Annotated in this window: 16 protein-coding genes; 5 read left to right on the top strand and 11 right to left on the bottom strand. The window is 68.3% G+C overall.

Annotated elements, in window-relative coordinates; all coding sequences use genetic code 11:
• Nucleotides 1-21: 21 nt before the first annotated feature.
• The gene (locus ASC70_RS10830; RefSeq protein ID WP_056049911.1) at nucleotides 22-1,008 is read right to left on the bottom strand and encodes an SMP-30/gluconolactonase/LRE family protein; all 987 of its coding nucleotides are present in this window, start codon (nucleotides 1,006-1,008) and stop codon (nucleotides 22-24) included.
• 133 nt (nucleotides 1,009-1,141) lie between these two features.
• Between ASC70_RS10830 and ASC70_RS10835 the strand changes: the two genes are divergently transcribed.
• Complete coding sequence (locus ASC70_RS10835) at nucleotides 1,142-2,449, top strand: NRAMP family divalent metal transporter (RefSeq protein WP_056049912.1); 1,308 nt, start codon at nucleotides 1,142-1,144, stop codon at nucleotides 2,447-2,449.
• Between the two features lie 72 nt (nucleotides 2,450-2,521).
• Here ASC70_RS10835 and ASC70_RS10840 read toward each other — a convergent pair whose 3' ends face one another.
• From ASC70_RS10840 to ASC70_RS10865, 6 genes are all read right to left on the bottom strand, one after another.
• Complete coding sequence (locus tag ASC70_RS10840) at nucleotides 2,522-3,274, bottom strand: IclR family transcriptional regulator (RefSeq protein WP_056049914.1); 753 nt, start codon at nucleotides 3,272-3,274, stop codon at nucleotides 2,522-2,524.
• Between the two features lie 73 nt (nucleotides 3,275-3,347).
• Complete coding sequence (locus ASC70_RS10845) at nucleotides 3,348-4,316, bottom strand: alpha/beta hydrolase (protein WP_082539599.1); 969 nt, start codon at nucleotides 4,314-4,316, stop codon at nucleotides 3,348-3,350.
• A 58-nt stretch (nucleotides 4,317-4,374) separates the two neighbouring features.
• Nucleotides 4,375-7,107 (bottom strand): glycoside hydrolase family 3 C-terminal domain-containing protein, encoded by a 2,733-nt coding sequence (locus tag ASC70_RS10850; RefSeq protein ID WP_235519341.1) that lies wholly within the window; start codon nucleotides 7,105-7,107, stop codon nucleotides 4,375-4,377.
• A gap of 26 nt (nucleotides 7,108-7,133) precedes the next feature.
• Entirely contained in the window at nucleotides 7,134-9,230 is a 2,097-nt protein-coding gene (locus tag ASC70_RS10855; protein ID WP_056049915.1) for a right-handed parallel beta-helix repeat-containing protein, read from the bottom strand.
• Nucleotides 9,227-10,771, bottom strand: coding sequence for a tryptophan halogenase family protein (locus ASC70_RS10860; protein ID WP_056049917.1), 1,545 nt, complete (start codon nucleotides 10,769-10,771; stop codon nucleotides 9,227-9,229). The genes ASC70_RS10855 and ASC70_RS10860 overlap by 4 nt, the downstream gene beginning before the upstream one ends.
• A 98-nt stretch (nucleotides 10,772-10,869) precedes the next feature.
• A complete protein-coding gene (locus ASC70_RS10865) occupies nucleotides 10,870-13,827 on the bottom strand; it encodes a TonB-dependent receptor (protein ID WP_082539598.1) in 2,958 nt (985 codons plus the stop codon).
• A 295-nt stretch (nucleotides 13,828-14,122) separates the two neighbouring features.
• On the opposite strand from ASC70_RS10865, the gene ASC70_RS10870 reads away from it, so the two are divergent.
• Together ASC70_RS10870 and ASC70_RS10875 are read left to right on the top strand one after the other, a co-directional pair.
• Entirely contained in the window at nucleotides 14,123-14,803 is a 681-nt protein-coding gene (locus tag ASC70_RS10870; RefSeq protein WP_056049923.1) for a SapC family protein, read from the top strand.
• A complete protein-coding gene (locus ASC70_RS10875; RefSeq protein WP_056049927.1) occupies nucleotides 14,800-15,825 on the top strand; it encodes a cupin-like domain-containing protein in 1,026 nt (341 codons plus the stop codon). The genes ASC70_RS10870 and ASC70_RS10875 overlap by 4 nt, the downstream gene beginning before the upstream one ends.
• 27 nt (nucleotides 15,826-15,852) lie before the next feature.
• Here ASC70_RS10875 and ASC70_RS10880 read toward each other — a convergent pair whose 3' ends face one another.
• A complete protein-coding gene (locus ASC70_RS10880) occupies nucleotides 15,853-17,928 on the bottom strand; it encodes an alpha-L-arabinofuranosidase C-terminal domain-containing protein (RefSeq protein ID WP_056049928.1) in 2,076 nt (691 codons plus the stop codon).
• A gap of 277 nt (nucleotides 17,929-18,205) precedes the next feature.
• Between ASC70_RS10880 and ASC70_RS10885 the strand changes: the two genes are divergently transcribed.
• Both ASC70_RS10885 and ASC70_RS10890 read left to right on the top strand, forming a co-directional pair.
• Nucleotides 18,206-19,312: an alpha/beta hydrolase family protein gene (locus tag ASC70_RS10885; RefSeq protein ID WP_056049931.1), complete on the top strand. Its 1,107-nt coding sequence runs from the start codon at nucleotides 18,206-18,208 to the stop codon at nucleotides 19,310-19,312.
• Nucleotides 19,313-19,344: 32 nt separating this feature from the next.
• Entirely contained in the window at nucleotides 19,345-21,240 is a 1,896-nt protein-coding gene (locus ASC70_RS10890) for an NPCBM/NEW2 domain-containing protein (protein ID WP_056049934.1), read from the top strand.
• On the opposite strand, the gene ASC70_RS10895 is transcribed toward ASC70_RS10890, so the two are convergent.
• From ASC70_RS10895 to ASC70_RS10905, 3 genes are all read right to left on the bottom strand, one after another.
• The gene (locus tag ASC70_RS10895) at nucleotides 21,157-22,041 is read right to left on the bottom strand and encodes a FadR/GntR family transcriptional regulator (RefSeq protein ID WP_056049937.1); all 885 of its coding nucleotides are present in this window, start codon (nucleotides 22,039-22,041) and stop codon (nucleotides 21,157-21,159) included. The two genes, ASC70_RS10890 and ASC70_RS10895, sit on opposite strands and share 84 nt — an antisense overlap.
• 299 nt (nucleotides 22,042-22,340) lie before the next feature.
• Complete coding sequence (locus tag ASC70_RS10900) at nucleotides 22,341-23,078, bottom strand: FadR/GntR family transcriptional regulator (RefSeq protein ID WP_047409078.1); 738 nt, start codon at nucleotides 23,076-23,078, stop codon at nucleotides 22,341-22,343.
• 375 nt (nucleotides 23,079-23,453) lie between these two features.
• Nucleotides 23,454-26,519 (bottom strand): TonB-dependent receptor plug domain-containing protein, encoded by a 3,066-nt coding sequence (locus ASC70_RS10905; protein ID WP_369815075.1) that lies wholly within the window; start codon nucleotides 26,517-26,519, stop codon nucleotides 23,454-23,456.
• Nucleotides 26,520-26,583 lie beyond the last annotated feature (64 nt).

Here is a 26,583-nt window from a genome sequence, read left to right on the forward strand (position 1 = left end):
CGCGCGCGCCGCCGCTCGGGCCTAGCCCCGCCGCAGCGGCGCGCGCACCAGGCGCTTGTTCGAGGACATGTAGAGGAAGCCGTCGGCGCCGAACGCGCAGTTGGAGATGACGTCGTCGGCGCGGATCACGCCCAGGCGCCGTCCATCCGGCGCGAAGATCGAGATCCCGTCCTTGCTGGACGCCCAGACATTGCCCTTGCGGTCGACCTTCAGACCGTCGCCGCCCTGGATCCCGGCGCTGCGGTCGACGAACATCCGCCGGTCCGTCGGTCGGCCCTTGGCGTCCAGGGCGAAGGCCACCCAGCCGGTGTCGCGGTCGGTGACGTAGAGGGTGCGGCCGTCCGGCGAAAGGCCGATGCCGTTGGGCTGCAGGGTCTTGTCGACCAGGGTGACCTCGCCGTCTTGGGCCAGGCGGAAGACGCCGAAATAGTCCATCTCGCGATAGGGCGAGTCCCAGGCGCCCTTCAGGCCCCAGGGCGGATCGGTGAAGTAGATCGCGCCGTCGGGCGCCAGGACCAGGTCGTTGGGGCTGTTGAAGCGCCGGCCTTCGAAGCGCGCGCAGAGCACGGTCTTGCGCTTGGTCGCCAGGTCGATCCGAACGAGGCAACGATTGCCGCTGTCGGCCGCCACGAGACCGCCGCGCGCCACGATCAGGCCGTTGGTCCCGGCCTCGCGCGCGCTGATCGGGTTGGCGTCGCCGCGGCCCGACGGGGTGAGCCAGACCTCGCCGCCGGTGGCGGGCGACCACCGCATGATGCGGTTCCCCGGCACATCAGAGGCGAGCAGATAGCCGGACCGGCCGCCGACCCAGACGGGACCTTCGCTCCAGGTGAAGCCGTCGAGGACCGTCTCGACCGGCGCGTTGGCGTCGATCAGCGCGTCCAGCGCCGGATCCAGCCGTTCGACGCGGCCTACCACGGGACCCATGGTCGCCGGCGCCGCGTGGGCCAGGGTCGGCAGGGCGGCGAGAGATCCGGCGAAGGCGCGGCGGGTGAGCGCGGTGGTCATAGCGTTTGCGACTCTTGGGGAAGGGACTCGGTGATCCTAGCGCACCTGCCGACCATCCTTCGATGGTGAGTTGAACCCAATTTTGCCCGACGGGTTCACAGCCGACGCGCCGCGCGTTTGGGACGAGCTCCGGATGACCGACAAAATTCGCGAACCGTTGGAGGTCGCGGAGCATCACGCGAGTTCGAAGCCGCCGACCAGCGTCTTTCGCCTGGTCGGGTCGGGCGTCGTCACGGGGGCGGCGGACGACGACCCGTCGGCGATCGGCACGTATGCGAGCGCGGGGGCGAAATACGGATTGGCGTTCCTCTGGGTGGCGCCGGTCCTGCTGCCGATGATGTACGCGGTCGTCTACCTGTCGTCGAAGCTGGGCCAAGTCTACGGCAAGGGCCTGTTCGACGCGATCCGCGACCGTTTTCCGCGATGGGTCCTGTACCCGATGCTGGTCGGCGGCGTGACCGGCAATGTGATCGAGGCCGCCGCCGATCTCGGCGGCGTGGCGGCGGCGCTGAACCTTCACGTCCCGGCGCCCATCCCGGTCATCGTCGCCGTCGTCGCGGCGGTGGTGCTGGCCCTGCAGTGGTTTGGTTCCTACACCCTGCTGCGGAAGATCTTCCGATGGCTGGCCCTGGCGCTGTTCGCCTACATCGTGGCGGCGATCATGGCCAAGCCCGACCTGCGCGCGGTGCTGCGGGGCACCTTCACGCCGAACATCACCCTCACGCCTGACTTTCTCGGCCTCGTCGTCGCCTGCATCGGCACGTCGCTCTCGGCCTACATCTACACCTGGCAATCCAATCAGGAGGTCGAGGAGGAGATCGCCGTCGGCCGCCGGCGCTGGTGGCAGCGCCGAGGCGCGACACACACGGAGCTGCGCCGTTCCCGGCGGGACATCCTGATCGGCATGATCTTCTCCAATGTCATCCTCTACTTCATCATCATGTCCACCGGGGCGACGCTTCACGCGGCCGGCCGGACCGAGATCGAGAGCGCCGCCCAGGCCGCTGAGGCGCTACGTCCGCTGGCGGGCGACATGGCCGGTCTGCTGTTCATCGCTGGCGTGGTGGGCGTAGGGTTCCTGGCCATTCCCATCATGACGACGGGGGCGGCCTACGATCTGGTGCAGAGCATCGGAGGGCGCGGCAGCCTGCACGACAAGCCCCGCGACGCGCGGCTCTTCTATGGCGTCATCGCCGGGGTGACCGTCACGGCCGTCGGGTTGAACGCGCTCGGTCTCAATCCGATGAAGATGCTCGTCTGGTCGGGCATCGTGCAGGGCTTTTCGGTGCCGCCCCTGCTCGTGCTGATGCTGATCATGACCAATGATCGCGTCATGATGGGCGACAAGGCCAACAGCCTCGGGACGAACCTTCTGGGGTGGACCACCACCCTGGTCACGTTCCTGGCCGCCGTCTTCCTGGTGGTCACCTGGGTATTCTGAGCAGGCGCCCGGCGGTAGGGCGGTAGGGCGGTAGGGCGGTAGGGCGGTAGAGCGGGACCGCGACGGCGTCCGCTAGGTGACGCCTTGGATCTCGCTCGAGATCGCCGCGGCGGTGGCCTGGACCTCGGCGATGCTTTCGTCGATGGACCGCGCGCCGCGCTTGTAGAGGTAGGGCATGGTCAAGGCCGCGACCGCGGTTCCGTCGGCCACGATCGGCGAGGAGAGGTCGATGATGTTGGGCACCAGATCGCTCTCGGCCCGCCAATAGCCCTGCCGGGCGACCTGCTCGGCATTGGCCAGGAAGGTGGACTGTTCCGACGGGGAGACGTCCTTGAAGATCATCTCGCGCCACACGGCTTGGACCGGCGGCGGCTGGAAGGCGTACAGCACCATGCCGGAGGTGGCCGCAACGATGTCGCGACGATGGCCGGTGCGCACCGAGTAGCCGTAGTAGCCGGGGTTCTCGATCCGGGCGACGACGACGATCTGCTCGCGCGACACCTGGGCCAGGTGGCAGGATTGCTCGACCCGCGCGGCCAGGTCGCGCATCAGCGGCAGAGCCGCCTCCAGCAAGGTCTTGACGGGCGCCCGCGCCATGCCCAGCCGAAATAGCCGGTTGGTCAGCTCATAGCCTTCCGCGCCAGGCACCGTTTCGATGAAGCCCTTGAACTCCAGGACGTGGATCATCCGGAAGATCTCGCCGACCGACTTTCCCAGCGCCACCGAGATCTGGGACAGCGTCATGGCCTGGCCGTGGCCGGCGAGGAGGTCGAGAATATCCAGGCCCTTTTCCAGGGCCGGCGCGGTGTACTTGCGATCGGACATGGCGAGACCTTCGAAAACCGGGGCCTCTGGCTCTAGCTTTCGCGGGCTACGCGGGCAAGGTCCAACGCCGGCTCTAGCGAGCGCGAGGGCTCAGCATGCCGTGCATGCCGATCCAGCGCGAGAAGGCGTCGAACCAGCCGGTGCTCGTGGTCTTCTTCGGATACATGCCGAAGCCGTGCCCGCCCTGCTCATAGAGGTGGAACTCGACCGGACGCTTGGCCGTCCGCCAGCTGTCGATCAGGCCAAAGCCGCTGTTGGCGAAGAACGGATCGTCGGCCGCCAGCGCGACGAACAGCGGCGGCGCGTCGGCCGGCGGCGTCACCGGCGCGAGGGAACCGTAGATGATGCCGATGAAGGCGGGCTTGGCGTCCTGGCCGGCTAGGGTGGTGGCCATGGTCAGCATGGCGCCGGCCGAGAAGCCCACCATCCCGATACGGTCGGGATCGACCCGCCATTCGGCCGCGCGCTTGCGCACCAGCGCGAAGGCCGCGCGCGAGTCGGCGATCTGGGGCGCCAGTCCCGCGATCGCCTGTTCGGGACTGGGCCGCGGCGCGCGCGCGATGCCGGAGAACATCTCGTGCATCGAGCGTTCGAAGCCCGGCATGTCCGCCGGCGTCTGGTTCAGTCGGTACTTGAGCACGAAGGCGGCCACGCCCTGGGCCTGCAACGCGCGGGCGGTGTCCCAGCCCTCGTTCTCCATCGACAGGGTGCGGAAGCCCCCGCCCGGCGCGACGATCACCGCCGCGCCCGTCGCCTTGGCGGGATCCGGCAGGAACGGCGTCAACGTGGCGACGGTGACGTTGCGGGCGAAGACGGAGCCATACTGGCTGTGCCAGGATTCCGGATTCGGCGCGTTCGGCAGGACGCCGGTGCCAAGCTCGATCGCGTTCGGCTGGGCCGGGATCGGGATCGGCGTCATCTTGTCGTTCTGCGCCTGGGCGGGCGTGCCCAGGACGCAGGCCACGGCGAGCCCGACCACGGCCAGGCGCGCGCAAGTCGGCCGGACCAGACGCAGAAGTCTCGTTCCGCTGAGGTGTCCCATTGTTTCGCTCCCTATCTTTTTGCGCCCTTGAGGGCGTTCGTGGTTGCCGAAGCCTCGGCTATTTCGGCACGGCCGCCGCGGCTGCGACGGAGAACTCGGCGGCGTGGCTGGCGAGCTCAGGGCCGGGTTGGCCGCCGCCGACCGTGACGCGGTAGGACCCGGCGGCTACCTGGCGCTCGCCCTCCGGGGTCACCGAGCTGAGATCGCGCGGCGACAGCGTGAACCTCACCTCGCGCGCCTGGCCCGGCTTGAGGCTCAGGCGCTGGAAGCCCCGCAAGGCCACGCGCGGCGCGCCCGGCGCCTGCGGGAAGTTGAGATAGAGCTGAGCGACTTCGTCGCCGGCCCGCGCGCCGCTGTTGCGCACGGTGGTGGTGACACGCAGGCCCTGGCTCGCGTCCGCGCCGAGGCGTTCGATCTTGACGGGTCCGTACTCGAACCGCGTGTAGCTGAGGCCGAAGCCGAACGGATAGACCGGCTCGCCGGTGAAGTAGCGGTAGGTCCGCCCGGCCATGGCGTAGTCGCCGAATGGCGGCAGGTCGTCGACCGAGCGATAGAAGGTCAGGGGCAGGCGCCCCGAGGGATTGGTCTTGCCCGACAGGACGTTGGCGACGGCCAGACCGCCCGACTGGCCCGGATACCAGGCCTCCAGGATCGCCGCGGCGTTGGCCTTGGCCCAGGACAGGTTGAGCGGGCTGCCGTTCATGGTCACGACGACGAGCGGCTTGCCCAGCGCCTTGGCCTGCTCCAGCAGCGCCTGCTGGTCGGCCGGCAGGTCCAGCGTGGTCTTGTCGCCGCCCTTGAAGCCGGGAATCTCGACGGGCGCTTCCTCGGCCTCGAGGTCCGAGGTCAGGCCCACGACGGCGACCAGCACGTCGGCCTGGGCGGCGGCCGCCTTCAGGTCGGCGGTCGGATCGGTCGAGACGCGCTTCCAGATCAGGCTGACGCCCGACAGGGCGTGGGACTCCGAAACCACCTCGATCGGATAGCGGTGGCCCTTTTCCAGGCGGATGGTCTTCAGGGTCGGCAGGCTGCCCCAGCCGGCCTTGCGCAGATCGGCGAACGGCTTGCCGTCCAGCTTGAGCTCGCCGTTGAACCCGGTCAGGCCCAGCCGGTAGGTCCCGCTCTCGGGCGGGACCAGATAGCCGGTCCAGACCACCTTGTGGTGATCGGACACGGCGGCCAGGTCGAGGCTGCGAGCGGCCACGTCGGTCTCGACCCGCGTCACCACGGGTTGGTCGGAAAACCGCATCTTGGCCACGGCCGGCCCGAACGTACCCGGCTCGAAGCGGGTCGGCGGCGGCTCGACCGTGTTGAAGTAGCGCGTCAGCAGGCCGGGCTTGCCGTCAGGCGTCTGAAGGGCGGTCGTAGGCACCCGGTCGCCGTCGGTGAACGAGGGCCCGAACGGCGCATAGGTGACCTTGGCCGACGGCATGGCGCGGCGCAGGCCTTCCACCACCGAGATCGGCGGCGCCGACAGGGCCGAGGAATAGTTGCCGCGCAGAACCCGGGTGGCGTCGCCCAGGGGGCCGATCACCGCGATCCGCAGGTTTGGCCGCAGGGGCAGGAGGCCGTCGTTCTTCAGCAGCACGAGGCTCTTCTCGCTGGCCGCCAGGGCCAGGGCTTCGTGCTGGGGCGTAATGACCGCGCCGATCGTGGCGGGGCCGGTTTCCGACGGTCGCACGCCGGGCAGGTCGCCGGTGCGCAGCCGGGCCGAGAACAGCCGCACCAGCGCCTGATCGACGTCGGCGAGGGTGATCAGCCCGCGGTCCAGCGCGTCCTGGTAGGGATGGGTCAGGCCGGCTGTGTCGGTGAGGGTGGCGCCGTTGCATTCGTTGTCGACACCCGCCCGCATCGCCGCGGCGACGGCGGTGGCCGCGTCGGGCGCGTACTTGTGGTGGTCGGCGATGTCCTTGACGGCGTCGCAGTCGGAGACGACGTAGCCATTGAACGCCCAGGCGCCGCGCAGGTGATCCTTGAGCAGCAGCTCGCTGGCGCAGGCCGGCTGGCCGTCGATGCGGTTGTAGGCGCACATCACCGAGCCGGCGCGGCCGTCGGTGATCGCGGCGCGGAAGGCCGGCAGATAGGTGTCCTCGAGATCGTGGCGCGAGACGAAGACATTGGCGCTGTGCCGGGTCGATTCCGGACCGCTGTGCACGGCGAAGTGCTTGGGCGTGGCTACCACCTGCGGCAGATCGGAGTCCGGACCTTGGACGCCCTGGACGAAGGCGACGCCCATCCGCGCGGTGAGGAACGGATCCTCGCCATAGGTCTCTTGGCCACGGCCCCAGCGGGGATCGCGGAAGATGTTGATGTTGGGCGACCAGGTGTCGAGACCGGTGCCGATCCGGCCCAGGCGTCCGGTTCGCCGGGCCAGGCCGTGCAGGCCGCGCACCTCGGCGCCGATCGCCCCGGCGACGTCCTCGACCAGGCCGGTGTCGAAGGTCGCGGCCAGGCCGATCGGCTCGGGGAAGTTGGTGGTCGGCAGCGCGCCCAGGGCGCCGTGCAGCGACTCCGTCCACCAGTTGTAGGCCGGCACGCCCAGGCGCGGGATAGCCGGCGCGGTGTTGAGTAGCTGGTCGAGCTTCTCCTCGGTGGTCATCTTCGCCACCAGGTCGGCGGCCAGGCGGTCGGCCTTGGCCCGCGCGGCCGAGTTGGCCGGCTTGGCCGCGTCGAGCGGGGCGGCCTGGACGACGGACGGCGCGGTCAGGGCGAGGATCGCGCAGAGCGCCGTGCTCGCGCCGCTGCGGCGCCATGAAGACCTGAACATCGCTTGCACCTTGGGAATGGACATCTGAATGGCTTTGCGGATCGCGGGGGCTAGCGGGACGGGCCGGCGCGGGCGATCACCGCGCGGGCGCCCTCGGGCCAGGCCGGGCCTTCGACCGGGACATTGTCGACGAGACGGTTGTTGGCGTAGCCGGACCACGACCCGTTGGCCTTGCCGGCGTTGTGCCAGTTGCCTCGAGCGAGGTTGTCGGCGGCCGTGCGGCGCGGATGGGCGCCGTCCAGGGCGTTCAGATTGACCCAGAGTCCGAGGCCGTCGAACACGTTGTCGCGCACGGTCACGTAGCGCGAGCCCTCGTCGAGATAGACGCCGATGCCGCCGGGCACGTCATAGACGTGGTTCTCGGCGATCAGGGCGCCCGGGTCGGCGGAGAGATGATAGATCGCGCCGCCGTCGGGGAACCAGCGCTTCACTCCGTGCACCCGGTTACCCAGGATCACGGTGTCGCGCAGGATCGTCGGGGTGTCGTAGATCAGGTTACCGGGCTGGTCGTAGTAGCCGCGGTTCAGCGACATGTAGGCGGTGTTGCCGCCCGGATCGTTGACGCCCCAGCCCCAGCCGACATCGATCCCGTCATAGGGGGCGTCGGAGACGTCGTTGTGCACGATGACGGCGGCGCTCGCGTAGGTGACCAGGATCGCGGCCTGCTCGCGATAGACCTGGGACACGCCCGAGATCGTATTGTCGCGAATGACGATGTCGCGCACCGCCAGGTCTGGCCGCGAGGGGTGGTGGGCGTCGGTCGAGACGCCGCCGACCATGATCGCGCCGCCGGCCAGGTCTTGGAACCGGCTGCGGACCACCTCGACCGACCGCGTCTCCAGCTTGGTCCCGCTGAGATTGGCGCTGGCGTCGTTGCCGAGGCCCAGCGCCACTTGGCCCAGATGCGCAAACTGGCAGTCCTCGAACAGGATCCGCGCGGCGGCCGACACTTGGACGGCGGCCGGCTGCTGACGCCAGTGGTTGCGCATCGACTCGAACGCCCAGCACCCCCAGCTGCAATCCCTGACCGGGTCGGCCGGATAGTTTGCGACCTCGCCCGCCAGATATGCGCCGCTCTGCTGGCTGGCGTAGCCTTCAGCGCTGGAGGGGCCGAGCGAACTGGTGTGCTGGAACCCGATCCTCGCGAACTGCAGGTCGTGCAGGGCTTGGCCCGGGCGTCCGGCGGCGGAGATCAGCGCCTCCAGCCTCGGCATGATCACCTGGCTCTCGGACAGACGTTCGCCGGTCCGTGGCTTGTAGTAGAGCTTGCCCTTGGCCGGGTCGGCCCACCAGTCGCCCTCGGCGCGGACGAAGGCCAGGGCGTTGGCGATGAAGAACCGGGCGCGGTCGCCCGAGACCGGGCGCGCGAAGGTGTCGTAGCCGATCAGGTTATTGCGCCAGCCCGGCTGGGCCAGGACGATGCGGCCGTCCTTGATGCTTTCGACGCGGGCGCGACGATCGGTGAAGAAGCCGGTGTTCTCGACCTCAAGACGGGACTGGTCGGGCAGGTCCGCCAGGAAGCGCCAGGCGGGGTCGACGATCTCGATGCCCCAGTCGTGGAACGCGAAGGCGCGGCGGGGCGCCTCCACGGCGGCGCGATGGGCCAGTCGGTCATTGACCCACAGTTGGCGCGGGTCCGCGCCGCGCGGAATGTCGGCCATCCAGATGTCGCGCGCCGCATCGGCTTGGCGCCAGCCGGTGACCTGCTCGCCGCCGGAGAGGATCGGTTTCGCGCCCTTGGCCGCTTCCCAGCGCACGACGTAGCCGGCCTGACCGCCGTCCTCGACGGCGAAGCGCAACGGCGCGCGCAAACGATAGACGCCGTCGGCCAGACGCACGGTCACCGACTGGGTCTTGTTGACCGAGCGCACCGCCGCCTGGGCGCGGGCCAAGGTGGCGAAAGGCCGCTCGGGACTTCCGTCGCCGGCGTCGGATCCTCCTGGGGCGACGTTGAAGACGATCGGAACCGGCGCGGGGCGCTCGTGGATCTCGACCGACGAGAACGCCTTTTCGGAATTGGGCCGATCGGCCGATGCGATCGGCGGGATGGCGATGGCCGGAGGCAACTGCGCCGTGGCCGGCGTCGCGATCAGGAGCGCGGCGCCTAGAACGCCGCGCCAGCGCGCGTGATGGGTGAGCGGGCTCATACCGGCTGAAGGCCGTGTTCGACGATCTTGCGGATCAGGTCGCGATGCCGGGGCAGACTGGCGCGCAGCCGCTCGGTCTGGAGGGCGTTTTCACGCAGCGCCCGCTGGGCCAGGGCCGCCTCGTCTGCCAGGGCGCCCGGCTCGATCTCGGTCCGAAAACCCATGCCGTAGAGCACGTACTGATAGCTGGCGGCCGGGAAGACCTCCTCGACTCGATCGAATTCCTCATGCAGCCAGGGCGGCTGATGACGCCAAAGGCGCAGCAGGTCCGACAGGCGCTCGGGGATGGTCTCGGGCGCGCGGTTATCGCGCCAGAAGGCGGTGTCGGATCTCTGGCTCAGCACATAGTGCAGCTTGAGGAAGTCGATGATCCGGCCCCAGCGGTAGTGGGTGGTGGCGTTGAAGCGGGCGGCGACGACGTCCATCACCTCGCGACAGGCGGGCATCTGCTCGGCGATCAGCTTGGCCGAAAGCTCGATCAGGACGATGGCCGAGGCCTCCAGCGGCTCCAGGAAGCCGGCGGCCAGGCCGACGGCCACGCAATTGCCCTTCCAGAAGGTCTCGCGGTGGCCCGAGCGGATCGAGATCTTGCGCGCCGACAGGTCGCGCGCCGCCGGCCCGATATAGCCGCGCAGCTCGCGCTCGGCGTCTTCGTCGGAGATGTGGCGACTGGAATAGACGTGGCCGACGCCGCGACGGGTCGGCAGGCCGATGTCCCAGATCCACCCCGCGCTCTGGGCGGTCGAGATCGTGTGGGTCGACAGGGGGCTGTCCTCGCGCTCGTGCGGGACCTGGATGGCCAGGGCCGTGTCGCAGAACAGCACGTCGCCGCACTCGCGGAACTTGACGCCCAGCGCCTCGCCCAGCAGCAGGGACCGAAAGCCGGTGCAGTCGACGAAGAGGTCGCCCCGGACTTCGCCGCACTGCTCGGTCACCACGCCCTGGATGTCGCCGTCCTCGGTCAGGGTGACGTTGCGAACGTCGGCCAGGACGTGGCGCACGCCCAGCTTCTCGCAGCAGTGGCGTTGCAGGAACGGCGCGAACTTGCCGGCGTCGAGGTGGTAGGCGTAGTTGGCCGCGCCCTGGTAGGGTGGGGCGGTGATGGTCTTGGGCGCCAAACCGTCGTCGCACAGCACGCCTTGCGGACAGACGGCGTCGCAGAAGCTCTGCGCCGCGCCGCTGGCCAGCCAGTGGGCGGCGAGATTCACCTGGCCGAAGCTCTGTGGCAGGACCAGCGGATGATAGTAGGCGTCGTCGGGCGCGCCGGTGGTCCAGCGGGCGAACTTGGCGCCCTGCTTGAACGCCGCGTCGCACTCGCGGAAGAAGTCGGTCTCCGACACTCCGATCTTGGCCAGGGTCGTGCGGAGCGTGGGCCAGGTGCCTTCGCCGACGCCGATGATCGGCGTGGTCGGCGACTCCACCAAGGTGACGGTGAAGCCTCCGGCCTGGCGGGCGCGATGCTTGGCGGCGATCACGCCGGCGGTGAGCCACCCGGCGGTCCCGCCGCCGACGATCACGATGTTTTTGACGGGACGGACCATGATCTCGGCGCAAGCAGGGGCTTGGAAAAAAGCGATTGGGAAACAAGGAGCGACCGGGAACGCCGAAACGACGTTCCCGGTCCAGTGGGGAGTAGAGACTAGAAGCGGAACCGTGCGCCAGCCGTATAGCGACGGCCGTACGCGAACACGTCGAGTAGCTGGTTGTCGAACCGGCCGTGCGTGCTCTGCACCTCGTTGGTGAGGTTCAGGGCTTCGAAGAACAGGTTGATCTGCTTCGTCAGCGCGTAGCTGGTCGAGAAGTCGATCTGCAGGTTCGGGTTCTCGAACGTGGGTTCGGAGCCGAACGCGCCCGTGTTCTGGTTCTGGCCAAAGGCGCGCAGATATTCCTTGCGGTAGTTGACCGCGACCCGCGCCTCGAGACCGTTCTTGTCATAGAAGGCCACGAGGTTGGCCGAGTCCGCCAAGCCGGTGATCGCGAAGCCACTCTGCGAGATGTCCTTGCGATCGTAGGGCTTGTTGGTGCTGACCAGGGTCGTGTTGGCGTTGAAGCCGAAGCCGCTGTCGCCGAACACGTGCTGCCAGGCCAGCTCGACGCCGCGCACGGTCGCTTCCGGACCGTTCACCTGTTGAGTGACGCTGAACACCGCCGGCTGGTTCGTCGTCGGATCGATCACGCCGTTGATCGTCTGCCGCTGGGTGCCGCCGACGATGAAGTTGCTGACGTCCTTGATGAAGAAGTTCACCGCCGCGTACGAGTTCGGCTTGTAGTACCACTCCACCGCCGCGTCGAAGTTGTCGGCCAGGTATGGCTTCAGCGACGGGCTGCCGCCGCTGCCGGTCAGGGCGCCGACGCGTTGGCCCGTTCCGACGCTGAGCACCGGCGTCAACAAGTTCAGGCTCGGCCGCGTCAGGGTCCGCGAGGCGTCCAGACGCAGGTGGATGCTCTCGGTCAGCTCCAGCTTCATGTCGACGCTGGGCAACAGGTAGGAATAGTTGCTCTTGGTCGACACCGCCTGGGGTTGGCTGAGGGACACCGTCAACAGGGTGGGGTCACCGGTGCTGCGGGTGATCGCGGTCGGCACCTGGCCGAAGCCGTTCGAGGTGACGTGGGTGTTCTCCTCGCGGACGCCGGCGTTGAAGTGGAACGGCATGCCGGCCACGTCGACGTCGAAATTGGCGCGGACGAACAGCGCCCAGGTCTTTTCGGTGATGTCGCGGATGCTGCCGTTGTCCAGCGCCAGGTCGAACGCCCCGGTGAACTGGGTTCCGACGCCGCCGCCGCCATAGTTGAAGCCCGGGATGTTCTTGGTCTGGGGATTGCCCAGGCTCGACAGGAACTGCTGGAAGGCGTGGGCGTCGTACTTCAGCAGGTACGGCGGCAGAGCGCCGTCGAAGCCTGGGATGAAGTTCTTGGTGCTGACGCGGGCGGTGAACAGGTTGGCCGGGACCATGACGCCGCCGTTAGCGCCCGAGGCGGGGCCATAGCCCGGATAGGCCTGCCAGAAGTTGTTAACGAAGGTGTTGCTCTGCTGGAACTTGTAGTGATCCTCTAGATAGCTGCCGCCGGCCTTGATCTTGAAGCCTTCCTGCTCCCAGGACCCGGCGAACCGCAGTTGCTTGACGACGTCGGTGTTCTGCTGGGCCTGGCGCACCACCACGTGAGAGCCCATCACCGACGTGTCCGCCCAACGCGCGGCGTCTCCATTCGGGCCGTAGTTGTGTAGCACGGGCAGCGTGTTCTTGCTGTCGCCGCCGATGCTGATGCCCAGCGAAGGGCCGATGCCGAAGCCGTAGCCAACGTCGGCGCCGTCGCTGGTGAGCTCGCCGCCCGGGTTCAGCCAGCTCTTGGCGTAGCTGGCGTCGGCCTCGAACTTCAGATTGTCGGAGGCGTCCCACTGGACGTTGAGGCCCGTCTGGTTGGTCCGCAGAACCGAGCGATCGGTGCCGGCCGTGAAGTCGGTTTGCGAGCCGGCCTGGGTGAAGTCGACGGTCGTGCCGTTCTGGTCAAGCTTGACGTTCCGAAGACCGTCCTGGTTGAACCAGATGCCGTAGCCGAAGTTGTCGGCCCGGATGCTCTGACGCGAATAGTTGTCGTCGAGCGTCACCGTGAGGCCGTCGGTCGGGGCCCATTGCAGGGCGATGCGCCCGTCGAGCCGTTCGTCCTTGGTGTAGATCTGGCTGGCGCCGGCCTGTTGCTCGAACCAGCCGAGGACGGTCTTGGTGCCCGAGGCCTGCTGGGCTGGCGTGCAGGTCGGGGTCAGCTGGCATGGCGAGTAGTAGCCGCCCGGCCAACCACTGACATAGACGCGGTTGGTCTGGGTGTCGTGACGCGTGTACATCGCGTCGACCAGGACGCCGAACTTGTTGTCGGCGAAGGTGTCGCTGAACAACGCGCCGACGGTCGGAACGAACTTGCCCGCGTCGTCCTGCACCGAGCCCGAGGCGCTGAGCGCCATGCGACGACCGGGATGGTCGAAGGGCTTGGGGAAGGCGACGTTGACGGTCGCCCCGATCGAGCTGCTCGACAGGGAGACGTCGGGCGTCTTGAGCACGGACAGGCCGCCGACGAAATCAGCGCCGACGGTGCTGAAGTCCACCGAACGGCCGCCCGTGGCCGTCGAGATCCGGCGGCCGTCGTACAGGGTTTCGTTGAAATCGCCGCCGAAGCCGCGGACCGTGATCCCCTGAGGTTCGCCCCGGGCGCCGGAGCGCTGGATCGAAACGCCCGGCAGGCGTTGCAGGGACGCGGCGACGTTGGAATCGGGGAACTTGCCGATGTCCTCCGCCGAGATCGCGTCGACGACGCCCGCTGAGTTGCGCTTGATATCGAGGTTGCGCTGCAGGGAGCCTCGCAGGCCGGTGACGACGACCTCTTCGACGACGCTCTGATCGGATGCTTGTGAGGTCTGAGCCTGCGCCGCGCCGGGCGCGGCCAGGGCCGCGGCCGTGGCGATCGCCTCGCCGTCGGCGCGGTCTGCGGCGTGAGCGGCGCCGCAAAGCGCCAGAGCCAGAAGGCTCGCCGCACCGGCTAGCGCCGACTTGGAGGCCGTGCGCATGCCGTAATTACTCTGATAAGATATTGTCGTGGTTTTCATTTCCCCCTCCAGGGTGTCATGGGGTGTTTTCTTTCCGGCATGAGGCAGCCGGACGCACACGCAGACGCCGTAACGCTGCGATTCCATTGACTAAAGAGGGTGTGGTGCCTCGCTTGCGTGAGTCTTGCTCATCACATCCTCCCTGCGCATTTATCGTTCTTATGACGCAACGTTAGCGCTACCAGTTACCGGTATCAATAGTTATTTGTCGGTGTAATTGTGAAGGTATGGAGCGGGGTGCGACGCATTGCGTCGGACGCCGTATCGGGGTTCAACGAGGCCTCTGGAGGAAGCGATGCAAGGACAGCTGGAGCGGCTCAACGCCCGGGATCACGGCGATTTGCGCCTGGGCGGGCCCGTGGGAGCGGGCCCTCATTTCGTGCAGGCGGTGACGGCCGAGTTCACCACCGCCGCCGCCGTCTGCCCGCTGTTCCTGACAAAAAGCGCGGATACCGGCCAATTCTACGCGGGCGCGATGTTCGGTTTCGAGCCGGGCGAGAACCTGCTGGACGAAATCTCGCGCGCGCTGTTCGCGCCACTGGACCTCGCGCGCCAGGGCTTCTTCGTCATCGATGACGACCTGGTCGCGATTGATCCCGGTCATCCCCGATTCGCGGCCGCGGGGGGCGCACGCCTGTTCGAAGCCGACGGCGAGCCGAGCCAGGCTCTGCGCCGCGTCCAGCAGGCCATGGCCCGCCTGCGCAACGGCCTGGCCGAGACCGACGCGTTCATCCAGGCGGTTCTGGCGCGGGGGCTGGTCGAGCCGATCGACGTCGACCTGTCGTTCGACGACGGCAGGACCCTGAGCCTGAACGGCCTCTACACGGTCAGCCTCGACAAGCTGGGCGAGCTGGACGAGGCGGCGGTGCTCGACCTCTTTCGGCGCGGACACCTGCAACTGATCTACGCCATGGCCGGATCGCTGAAGCAGGTTTCGCGGCTGGCCGCGCGGCGAAACGACCAGATCTCGGCATGAGCGCCGCGCCCGTGCGCATCCTGGAAGGGCCGGCGTTCGACGGGCTCGACGCCGCGACCTTCTTCCGGTTGGTGGCCCAGGATTGCCAACCGGTTGTGCTGCGGGGGCTGTGTCGCCAGTGGCCGGCCAGCGCGGCGGCCCGCCAAGGCTGGGAGGAACTGGCGGCCTATCTGCTCGCGTTCGACGCCGGCCGCACCGGGCAGGCCTTCATTGGCCCGCCGGCGATCGCCGGGCGCTACGACTATGGCGATGGCCCGGACGGGTTCAACTTCGAGCGCCAGTCCCTGACCCTGGCCCAGACCCTGGAGCGCATCGACCGGGCCGCGCGCGAGCCGGAGGCGCCTAGCGTCTATATGGGCTCGCTCCCCGCCGACGATTATGCGCCCGGCTTCGCGGCCGCCAACGCCCTGGACATCCTGCCGGCCATGGCGGCGCCGCGCCTATGGCTAGGCAACGCCAGCCGGGTGGCCTGCCACTACGACACCTACGATAATCTGGCCTGCGTCGTGGCGGGGCGTCGGCGCTTCACGCTGTTTCCGCCGCAAGCCATCGCCGACCTCTATGTCGGGCCGATCGACCACACCCTAGCGGGACAGCCGACCAGCCTGGCCGCCAGCGCCGCGCCGGGCGACCCCCGTTATCCGCGGTTTCCCGCGGCCGCCGCCGAGGCCCGCGTTGTGGAGCTCGAGGCCGGCGACGCCCTCTACCTGCCCAAGCTGTGGTGGCATCAGGTCGAGGCGCTGGAGCCGCGCAACCTGCTCGTCAACTACTGGTGGGACGGGTTCGCCGCCGGCCCGGACGCGCCCTACACGACCATGATGCTGGCGATGATCGCCATCGCCGAGCGGCCCTGGGCCGAGCGCCAGGCGTGGCGGGCCTTCTTCGACCATTACGTCTTCCGCCCCGACGGCCACCCGCTGGCGCATCTGCCCGCCGAGCGTCACGGCCTGCTGGGGCCGCTCGCCAACGGCGCCTATGGCCGCATCCGCGCGACGATCATGCGGATGCTGCGAGGCGGGTAGGGCGCCGGGCTAGCCGGCGCCCGTGTCCTAGCGGCCGCGCGGGTCGATCGGGAACTCGAACACCGTCGCTGAGACGGGCGACACCACCAGGCTCGCGCTTGGACGGGCCGCGCTCGGAGTGATCGAAACGCCCGCCGGCGCGCCGACCTTGTTGGCCGCCGCCAGCGAGGAGCCGCTCAGCGTCCACTTCTGGCCCGCCCCGCGCAGGGCGAGGGCCTTCAGGTCCAGGCGCACGGTCTGAGGCGTCTGGGTCGCGTTGACCACCCCGACCTTCAAGGTTCTGCCGTCCGGGCTGAGCCCGGCGATCACGTCCAGAGGATAGGTTGGGCTGCCCGCCCGGACCTTGGGATGGTTGAAGCCGACGGGGTAGCGCGGCTCGGGTTGCGGCGCGTCACCATCGACCGCCACGGGAACGACGCCGGCCCCGAAGTGCTCGCCATACAGCTTGAACACCAAGCCCGTCGTGTTGAGCGTGGCGGCGGTGGGGGTGATGTCCATAGTCGAGGCGCCGGTCGTAAAGGCGGCCATGGTCAGGAAGTCGGTGTGGCGCAGCATCTCCTGCATGACCATGGCGTAGGCCAGGGCCGACTTCAGATTGACCTCGCCGAAATAGGCGTACTCGTCGATCGACAGGAAGATCTTCTTCGCCGTCATCGCCGGGAAGCGCTGCTGGTAGATCTTCCACTGCTCGGCCTTCATGCGCACTTGGTTCGAGGGCGAGCGCGCATATTCCATCAGCTCGGCGTCCGCCGGGGCGTCGGGCCGTTTTTCGGGCTGGTCGTACCAGTGCTCGGAGATGCCGTCGAAATTGCCCCAGGCCTTGGCGAGCAAGCCGCCGGTCCAGTCCCACTCGGTGCCGAACTTGGGCGCGACGCTCTCGAGCGAGGCGTTCTCCTTGGTGCCGCGCGGATGGCCCTGGTCGGGCATGGCGCCCGAGCCGATCAGGGTGATCGTCGGGTCGACCGCCCGCATCGCCTCGGCGAAGGCGTTGTGCTTGATCATGAAGTAGTCGAGCGAGGTCTTGCCGATCTGCCACCAGCCATAGGGCTCGTTGCCGATGTTCCAGAACTTCACGCCATAGGGCTCGGGATGGCCGTTGGCCGCCCGGCGCGCGCCCCAGGCGCTGGTCGCCGGCCCGTTCAGGTACTCGACTTCCTCAGCCGCCGAATTGGCGTCGCCCAGGCCGGCGTTGACGGTGACATAGGGCTCGACCCCGATGATCTTGGTCAGGTCCAGCCATTCGTCCATGCCGATGTCGTTGGGCTGCATCGCGCTCCAGGCGTGGTCGAACATCGGCGCGCGCTTGTCACGCGGACCGATCGCGCCGTGCCAGTCCCAGTCGGACAGGAAGTTGCCGCCCGGCAGACGCCACATGCCCGAATTCAGCGAGCGCGCGATGGCGGTGGTGTCGGCGCGCCAGCCTCGCACGTTGTCGGCCGGCATCAGCGAAACCGCGCCGATCCGGAAGGCGCCCGAGCCCAGGCCGGTGATTTCCAGCCTCGCGTCGGCGGCGTCGGCGGTCGGGGTGAAGTTGAAATCGGCGCGCTTCCAGTCGCCGCCGAGAGCGGGCAAGGCAATGACTTGGCGATCGTTGGGGCCTGGTCCCCAGACCAGGGCGACCTCGACCTGGGCGCCGGCGTCGCCCGAGATCTGCACATAGCCGTCGTAGCGCTTGCCTTTGGCCAGGCCGATTCCCGCTTGCGACAGGCCTTTGCGCGTCGCCGGATCGACGACGATCCGCGGGCTCTGGGCGCCGACATAGGGCGCCGCCTTGTCCATGATCACCGCGTCGTCGCCCCCGATCGGGCGCCATTTGCGATAGCTGACGCCAGGCCGGCCTTCAGCGTTCAGGGGCGGCGGCGTGTCCAGCGCCGCGGGGACCACCGGGTAGTAGAACTTTCGGTCGTCCAGCATCTCGGCCCACAGGGTGCGCGCCACCAGGCCGCCGATGGGTTCGATGAACATGCCGTATTCGTACTTGGTGACGGCGGCGGCGCGCCGCGCCCCATCGATCGTCACCTTGACCGGCTCGGCGCTGGCGGCTTCCGCCGCGCCGCTGATCGCCCAGCCGAGGCAGGCGGCCAACATCAACCTGGAACGCATCTGAATCTCCCTAATTACTCTGTTTATTTATGAGTCTCGCGTGGGCGACGACGGCGCGAGACGCCGCTGTTTCCCCGAACGGTCTTCGCGCGACAGATCGGCTTCTCTCGCCGATTTCTTGCCGGTTTTGGTATGGGTTCGCGTCGGAGGGCGAAGCGTGAATTTCAAGGCGTTCCGCACCGACGCGGTTGACGAAGCTTCATTTACACAGACAAATGGTAGCGCTCACAATGGCAGAGCGCAACGACCGCGATCACGCGGCGCCGGGGAGGTTTCGATGACGACTCGCGACAAGCATGGCCAGGGCGGCGCGCGCTCGAGAGCCTTCGCCTCAGCCTTGATGATGGCCCTGCTCGGCCTGGCCGCGCCGGTCGCCGCCAGCGCCCAGGTGACGACCAAGGCGCCCCCGCCCGTCGCCGGCGCCAAGCCCGCGACCGTCCAGAAGATCAAGGTCCATTCGGCGGCCATCGAAGGCAATCTCGAGGGCGAGAGCGCCGACCGCGACGTGCTGGTGGTGCTGCCGCCCGGCTATCAGAGCCATTCCAAGCAGCGCTATCCGGTCGTCTATGCGCTGCACGGCTACTGGATCGGCGCGCAGCAGTGGAGCGGCGAGATCCACGTCCCCCAGACCGTGGAGAGCGCCTTCGCCAAGGGCGCGCGCGAGATGATCGTCGTGCTGCCGGACAGCAAGACCATCCACAATGGCTCGATGTATTCCAGCTCGCAGACCACCGGCGACTTCGAGACCTTCGTCGCCCGCGACCTGGTGGCCTATGTCGACCGGCACTACCGAACCCTGCCGCGCCGCGAGAGCCGCGGCCTGGTGGGCCACTCGATGGGCGGCTACGGGGCCAGCCGGATCGGCATGCGTCACGCCGACGTGTTCGGCGCGCTCTACATGATGAGCCCGTGCTGCCTCTCGGCGCGGGAGGCGGCTCCGCTCAGTCCGGAAGCCGCCGCCGCGCTGGCCCAGGTCAAGACCAAGGAAGACGTCGCCAAGCTGCCGGGGGCGCTGCGCCCGCAGCTCGCCGCCGCCGCCGCCTGGTCGCCCAACCCGCAAAAGCCGCCGCTCTACCTGGATCTGCCGGTCGAGAACGGCGTCGCGCGGCCCGAGGTGCTGGCCAAGTGGGCGGCCAACGCACCGCTGGCCTTCGTCGACCAGTACGTGTCCCAACTGCGCCGCTACAAGGCGATCGCCATCGACGTGGGCGACCGCGACAGCCTCAAGGGCGACGCGGGCAAGCTGCATGAGACGCTGGACCGTTACGGTCTGGCCAATGGTTTCGAGATCTATCCGGGCGATCACACCAGCGACGTGGCCGGACGCTTCCAGGACCACGTCCTGCCGTTCTTCAGCCAGAACCTGTCGTTCCAGGCGCGCTGAGATCCATGTCGCCCGCCGTCCGGAGCCCCCAGATGTCCTCACGCCGCCTGAGCGCCGCCCTGGCGGCCGCGCTTCTCGTCTGCGCCGCCTCGGCGGCGGCCGATCCGTTGGCCGCCACGGGACGGTGGAGCGCCCATGAGCGGAGCGCGGCGCGCACGCCGCCGATGGGCTGGAACAGCTGGAACGCCTTCACCAGCGACATCGACGAAGACAAGATCATGGGCTCGGCGAACGTCCTGGTCTCATCGGGCCTGGCCGCCAAGGGCTATCGCTACGTCAATCTCGACGACGGCTGGTGGCTGAAGCGCCGGGCCTCGGACGGCCGCATGCTGATCCGGGCGGCGCGTTTCCCCTCGGCTGCGACCGCCAATGGCGACACCAGCTTCCGCCCGCTCACCGACCGCCTTCACGCCATGGGGCTGAAGGCGGGGATCTATTCCGACATAGGCCGAAACAGCTGCGGCCAGGTGTTCACCTCGACCTTTCCCAACCAGCCGGAAGGCGATGTGCGCGAACGCGAGGTTGGTCTCTACGGTCACATCGATCAGGACATCGGCCTCTATTTCGGAGAGTGGGGCTTCGATCTGATCAAGGTGGACGGCTGCGGGGTGCGCGGTCTCGGCCCCGCCGACCCCAGGGTCAAGGCCGGGCAGTATCGAGCGCTCGGGCCGTTCGTTGACATCGACTCTCTGGGGCGAACCGACATTCCTACGGTCCGTGGGCTTTACGAGGACGTCGGCCGGGCGCTGGACAAGCACAATCCCGACGGCGACTTCGTCTATTCGCTTTGCCTGTGGGGCGCGGCCGACGTGCGGTCTTGGGGCAAGAACGTCGGGGCGATGTCGCGCACCAGCGAGGACATCTCGCCGACCTGGAGCCGCATGCTGCACAATCTCGACAGCGTCTCGCGGCGGCCGCTCTACGCCCATCCGGGGACGTGGAACGATCCGGACATGCTCTTTGTCGGCAAGGGCGACTTCGACGCCGACCATCTCGAGGCCGCCCGGTCGCACTTCGCGCTCTGGGCGATGGTCAACGCCCCGCTGCTGATCGGCTATGACCTGCGCAACGCCAATCCCGCCTTGCTGGAGATCCTCGGCGCCGAACAGGTGATCGCCCTGAACCAGGATCCGGCGGGCAACCAGGCCGTCCTGGCGTTCGATTCCGCCGACCTCTCGATCTTCGTCAAGACGCTGGCCAGCGGCGACAAGGCCGTGGCGATCCTCAACCGCACCGCCGCGCCGGCCGAGGCGATCCTGACCGCCGAGCACCTGAAGTTCCTGGCCGACGCCGATATCGATCTGACGGACCTCTGGTCCGGCCAAGCCTCCCGTTTCAAAGGTGAGCGCAAGTTCCAGCTCGCGCCGCGCCAGACCCTGCTGTTCTCGGCCAAGGGCAAGCGACGGCTGGCGGACGGCGTCTTCCTGTCCGAGCAGCCCGGCGCGGTCAATCCGGCCATCGACGGCGTAGTCACCCCGCAGGCCGACCCGCTGGTTCATCGGGCGATCCTGCCCTGGCGCGGCACGCGCGGCGCCGGCGAGCCGCCTCGCTACGGCGGCTGGGGCGGCGCCCAGGCCGATCGGACGCCCTATGATCAGGAGCTGGCGATCGCGAGCCAGCGGTTCGGCGCCGGCCTCGGCGTCCTGGCCAATTCGCGGCTGGAGGTTCGCAACGCCGGCTTCCGACGCTTCACCGCGACCGTCGGCGTTGACGACAGCGCGATAGATCGCGGCCGGGCCATCACCTTCCTGGTCTATGGCGACGGCAAGCTGCTGGGGCGCTCGCGGCCCTTGAAGTTTGGCCAGAAGGCGCAGCCGCTCAGCATCGACGTGGCCGGCGTGCGATTAATCGAGCTGGTCGCACGGGCGGCCAAGGCGGACCCGCATCCGGATCCCGTCACCTGGGGCGAGGCGGCTCTGCGACGCTAGAGGCTTAGGACCGAGGCTCGTCCCGGGAGCCGCATCGGCGGTCGATCGCCGGTTCCAGCGACCGCCGTGGTGCGCGCCCTCGAGGTTGATCCGAGCAAGGCGTTCCTGCGCCTCGAAGTCGGACACCGCGGCGAGATAGGCGTCGAAGAGCGCGCCGACGGCCTGGCGTGTCGCGGAGGGCGAGCGCTGCGCCAACGCCTCGACCACCCGCGCCTGCAGCGTCCGGATCGACCGCGACGAGCGGGCCAGCGCCGCGTTGAAGGGGCCGCGAAGTCCGGGCCGGGTGGCGGCCAGATCCCAGAGGTTCTCGATCGAGGCCGCGATCGCCGCGTTGTCGCTGGCCCGGGCCAGGGCGACATGAAAGCGGCGGCAACACTCGGCGGTGGTCGCGCCCGGCGCGCTGGGGGGCGGGGAGGCGGGCAGGGAGCCCTCCGTCGCGTCGAGGCCCGCGGCGAGACTGGCCGCCTGGATCTCGAAGGCGCGGCAGGCCTCCAGCAGGGCCACCAGGTCGACGGAAGAGTTCCCGCCCAGGCCGCTCCTGGGCTCGGCGCCGATCACCTGGCTGCCCGATCCGTGACGCGAGACGATCAGCCCCAGGCACTCCAGGATGATCAAGGCTTCGCGCAAGGCCGTGCGGCTGACGCCGAACTCGCTCAGCAGCTCCTGCTCGGTCGGCAGCCAGTCGCCACGGCGGAAGACCCCGGCCTTGATGCGGCTCATCAATTCATAGGCCAGCCGCTGCGGCGCGCGTCGCCCCAGCGGGGTCACCTGGGCGGCGCGCAGAGAACCAAACGACGACATCGCGAACCCTAATTACTCAGGAAAAAATATGATTTTAGGGTCCCCTCGTCGAGAGGATTCTCATATTTGACAATGTTTCCATATATAAAATGACGGACTCATCGGTGGCGCCCACAACGATGAATCTTCCGGAGATTTCGAGATCGGAGCGGTCGCTTGAAGGGGCGCGTTGGTCTGGTGGTGAAACGGGATTTCAGCCGGCTATCTAGGCCGACGAAAGCACGCGCACGCGATCGCCGCTCGAAGCCTTGGTGGCGGTGTTTCAACTCGGATTTGGTAGGCCGTAGGCGACGGCCGGATTACATGGACGAGCGGGTGTCATCCAACGCCAGATCGACGAGCGCGCGCATCGCCGCGCTCGCCGCCTCTGGATCTCCAGCGACGATGGCGTCGCAGACCCTGGCGTGATCAGGCACCGGATCGCGCGGCAGGGCGCGCGAGCGCTGCTTGAATTCCGTCGTCCAGCTGACCGCGGCGCTGATGCTGGCGCTGAGCGCGATCATGGCATCGTTGTGCGAGGCGCGCAGAAGAGCGTCGTGAAAGGCTCGGTCCGCCGCGCGGCCCGCTTCCGTGGCCAGGGTGTGGCGTCGCATGCCGGCCAGGGCGTCCTTCATCGCCTTGATGTCGTCCTTGTCGCGGCGCTCGGCGGCGAACCGCGCCGCGGCCGGTTCGACCACCGCGCGCAGTTCGAAGAGGTCGCGCACCAGGCCGGCGTCCGGCTCGGCCGAGAACGCCCAGGCCAGGACCATGGGATCGAGGATGTGCCAGCGATTGCGGGGGAGAACTCGGGTCCCCGCCTTGGGCCGGCTTTCCACCAGGCCCTTGGCGGTCAGGACCTGGACCGCCTCGCGATAAGCGCTTCGCGAGACGTCCAGCGCCGCGGCGTTGGCGATCTCTCCGCTGAGCGTCTCGCCGGGCGCGATCTCGCCCGAGACGATGGCCGTTCCCAGATAGTGCGCCACCGCCCCGCGTAGACGTCGCCCAGACCCTTTCGCCGATCGCATGATCGGCTTGTCGTCCGGCTCGTCCGTCGGCATGGGCATGGGGCTCCTGAGTGTGAAGCATCCTATAAGCGCAACCGGCTCAGCGTTGGCAAGTTGTCAGGCAATTTGGCGGCGCGAAAGACGTCGGCAGGTCAGTGCAACCTCCAGGAATACTAAGGAAATCCGATCTGACCTCGAGACGAAGAACCCGCGCGGCCCGCCCTCGCGGAAGGAGAGGTCAGACCTCAGGCTCAACCTTAACCATCAGGCTCGACTCGGCGAATACGCACTAGCGGCCGCCGGCCCAGTCCTTGATGAAAAGACGGCCGACGCCTGGAAGGAGGCGCCGGCCGGGATAGCCGATCGGAGGAGGTGGGTGATCGGCCAGGAGGCAAGGCGGCCGCGCCGTCGCCGGCGCGGCCCGGGCGATCAGAACCGGAAGCGGACGCCCGCGCGGTACATCCGGCCGACGATGTCGTACAGCGCCGGATTGGCGTAGTTCGGCGACTTGGCCGGAGCGCGGTCGAACATGTTGTCGACCTTGAAGTAGGCCGTCACGTTCTCGCGGAGGGCGTATGTTCCGCCGACGTCCATGTAGAACGCGCCCGGCATGAAGTTCTTGTCGATCGTCGGCGCGTTGGGCGTGGAGACGGGGCAGGTCCCGGGCGCGCAGACGACGTACTGGTTGCCGTAGTTGCCGTCGGTGAACCAGCGCTCCTGCAGCGTCAGGCTGAAGCGGTCCGTTTCGTAGCTCTGGATCGCCAGCCACTTCCAGTTGGGGGTGTTGCCCTGGTTCACGCCCGCGGAGTCGACCGGCACCGTGCCGGGCAGGCCCGTGTCGGTCCAGAAGTCGCGGATGTGGGTGGCTAGGGCCCGCAGCGTGAAGTTGCCCGAGAGGCCCAGCGGCTGCTGCCAGCGATAGCTGGCCTCGATGTCGAAGCCGCTGGTCTTGATCGACGCCAGGTTGAAGGACTGGACGTTGATGTAGTTCGGGCCGTTGGTGTTGTTGAGGTTATAGGCGCTGCAGGTCTGCGGCAGGATGTTGCGATAGCAGTAGTCGACGATCTGGGCCGCGCCCAGGCTGGAGACGACGTCGTCGACCTTGATCTTGTAGTAGTCGAACGACGCGCTGAAGCCCGGCAGCCAGGACGGATTGGCCAGGACGATGCCGATCTGGGAGTTGCGCGCGATTTCCGGCGTCAGGTTGGGGTTGCCGACGGCGTTCTGGATCGCCACCACGTTCCGATTGTTCACCGGATCGAAGAAGTTCGGCAGGGTCGTGGTGACAGGCGCGGCGAACAGTTCCGACAGGTTGGGGGCGCGGACGTCTCGCGAGGTCACGCCGCGTAGGCGCAGGCCCTCGATCGGCGTGTCCCAGGTGCCGCCCGCCTTCCAGGTCCAGATCGTGCCCGAGGTGCTGTAGTCGGTCACCCGCGCCGCGGCGTTGAAGTTGGCGCGACCGACGGTGTCGTTGTCGAACAGCGGCAGGTCGATTTCCAGGAAGGCTTCCTTGACGTTGTAGACGCCGTCGCCGTTCTTGTAGTTGCCCGCGTGCCAGTTGTTGCCGACGGCGTTCAGCAGCGGATCGGCCGGATAGGCGCCGCCGTAGGGGCTGCGAGCGGCGACGCCGGCGCCGTACGGGTCGGCCCGGACGGTGTAGAATTCCCGGCGATACTCGGCGCCGAACGCCACCGACAGCGGGCCGGCCCACAGGTCGATCGGCGCGCCCGAGAAGTTCAGGCTGGCCACGTCCTGGGTCATGCGCAGGCGCTGGAACGGACCGGCGGCGGGCTGGACATATTCCAGGGCCGCGGCCGAGGGCGGCTTGCCGCCGAAGATGTTGAGCGGCTGGCAGCCGCTGGCGCGCGCCACCGGATCGGCGCAGACGATCGCGCCGTTCAGCGTGGTGGCCTGGATCGCCTGGTTGAAGCGCGGGGTCAGCAGGATGTGGTCGACGTCGACCGCGGTCTTGTTGACGCCATGCTCGTAGTAGGCGTCGTAGCTCCAGTCCTTGCTGAGCAGCCCGAACTTGCCCTTCAGGCCGCCGACGACGCGGTACTGGCGACGATCGGTGTGAACCTTGGTGTTGGGCAGCACCGCGTTGCTGACGCCGTACTGGAAGCTGGTGATGCCCGCCGTCGCGCAGGCCGTCTGCACCGAGGCCGGCACGTACGGGTTGGAGCACTGCAGCGTCAGGCCGGTCTTGTTCATGCCGTTGACGGGCTGGTTGTGGGTCTTGACCTGGCCCAGGTTGAACGAGACGTAGGCCTCGTTGTTTTCGGCGAAGTCGTAGCCGATGCGCCCGTAGCCGACCTTGCGTTCGATCGCCGACTGCAGCGTGCGGCCGCTGTCGACATTGCCCGACAGGTCGCCGCCGACGCAGGAGCCCGGGAAGCAGCCGATGACGGCGCCGTTGGCGGCCTTGGACGGCACGCCGCCCGAGCCGTATTGGAACTGGAATGGCTGGCCGCTCTGGTCGAAGGCGGTGCCTTGCAGCGGGCCGGCGGTGATCAGGCCGTACTTGGTGTAGGCGTAGGGCTGGACGTTGTCGCGCATCACATATTGCGGCGAACCGTCGTTGGTGACGTTGCGGTTGATCATCGTCGTCTGGGTGAACCAGTCGCGATCGCCCGCCAGGTCCAGGCCGAAGTCGCCAGGACCGACGCCGTTTTCCTTGGCCCACTCGACGCTGCCGACCACGTGCACGCGATCGCCGGCGAAGCTGCGGCCACCGGCCAGTTGCACCAGGCCCTGCTCGTTGTCGCCGTAGGTCGAGACGCCCGCTTGGACGTTGCCCTTCAGCCCGGTGAAGCGGGTGTTGGTGATGAAGTTGACCACGCCGCCCACCGCGTCGGAGCCGTAAGAGGCGGAGGCGCCGCCATTCACGACGTCGACGCGCTGGATCAGCAGCTGCGGGAACAGGCTGACGTCCGTGACGCCCGTGTAGTAGGCGCCGACTACGCGCTGGCCGTCCAGCAGGGTCAGGGTGCGGATCGTGCCCAGGCCGCGCAGCGAGAACGAGCTCAGGCCCTGCTGGCCGCTGGACGTGCTGAAGGTGTTGGTCGTCGAGCCGCTCGAACCCTGCAGCGACGGCAGCTGGACGATGGTGGCGAAGACGTTTGGCTGGGCGTTGTTCTGGATCTGGGCTTCGCCGATCACCGAGGTCGGCGTCGGCGCCGTGAAGCCCGTGGTCTGGATGCGCGTGCCGGTGACGACGATCTCGCTGACCGTGGCGGTTTCTGCCGCCGCCGGTTTCGGGCCGCCGCTGGGGACGGCTACGGACGGAGCCGTCTGCGCCATCGCCGGCGCGGCGAACAGGGCGGTGACCAGGGCAAGGATGCTGGCCGACGTCAGCGCCGCCGAACCTCGGCGCGCCTGGAACCCGTCGGCGTCGCGTCGCCGGGGCGATGCGAGGTCAGGATGTCGGAGTATTTCGGTGTCGCGAGCTTCGTTGGCGGCGCGGCCGCGCGAAGGCGTATTGCCCTTGGTGTTCATTCTCGTCCCTCCCTTTGCAGGCGTTGTCGCGCCTGACTCGATTTGACGTCCAACAGGCCTTTTG

The organism is Caulobacter sp. Root343 (assembly GCF_001425745.1).
Classification (GTDB): domain Bacteria; phylum Pseudomonadota; class Alphaproteobacteria; order Caulobacterales; family Caulobacteraceae; genus Caulobacter.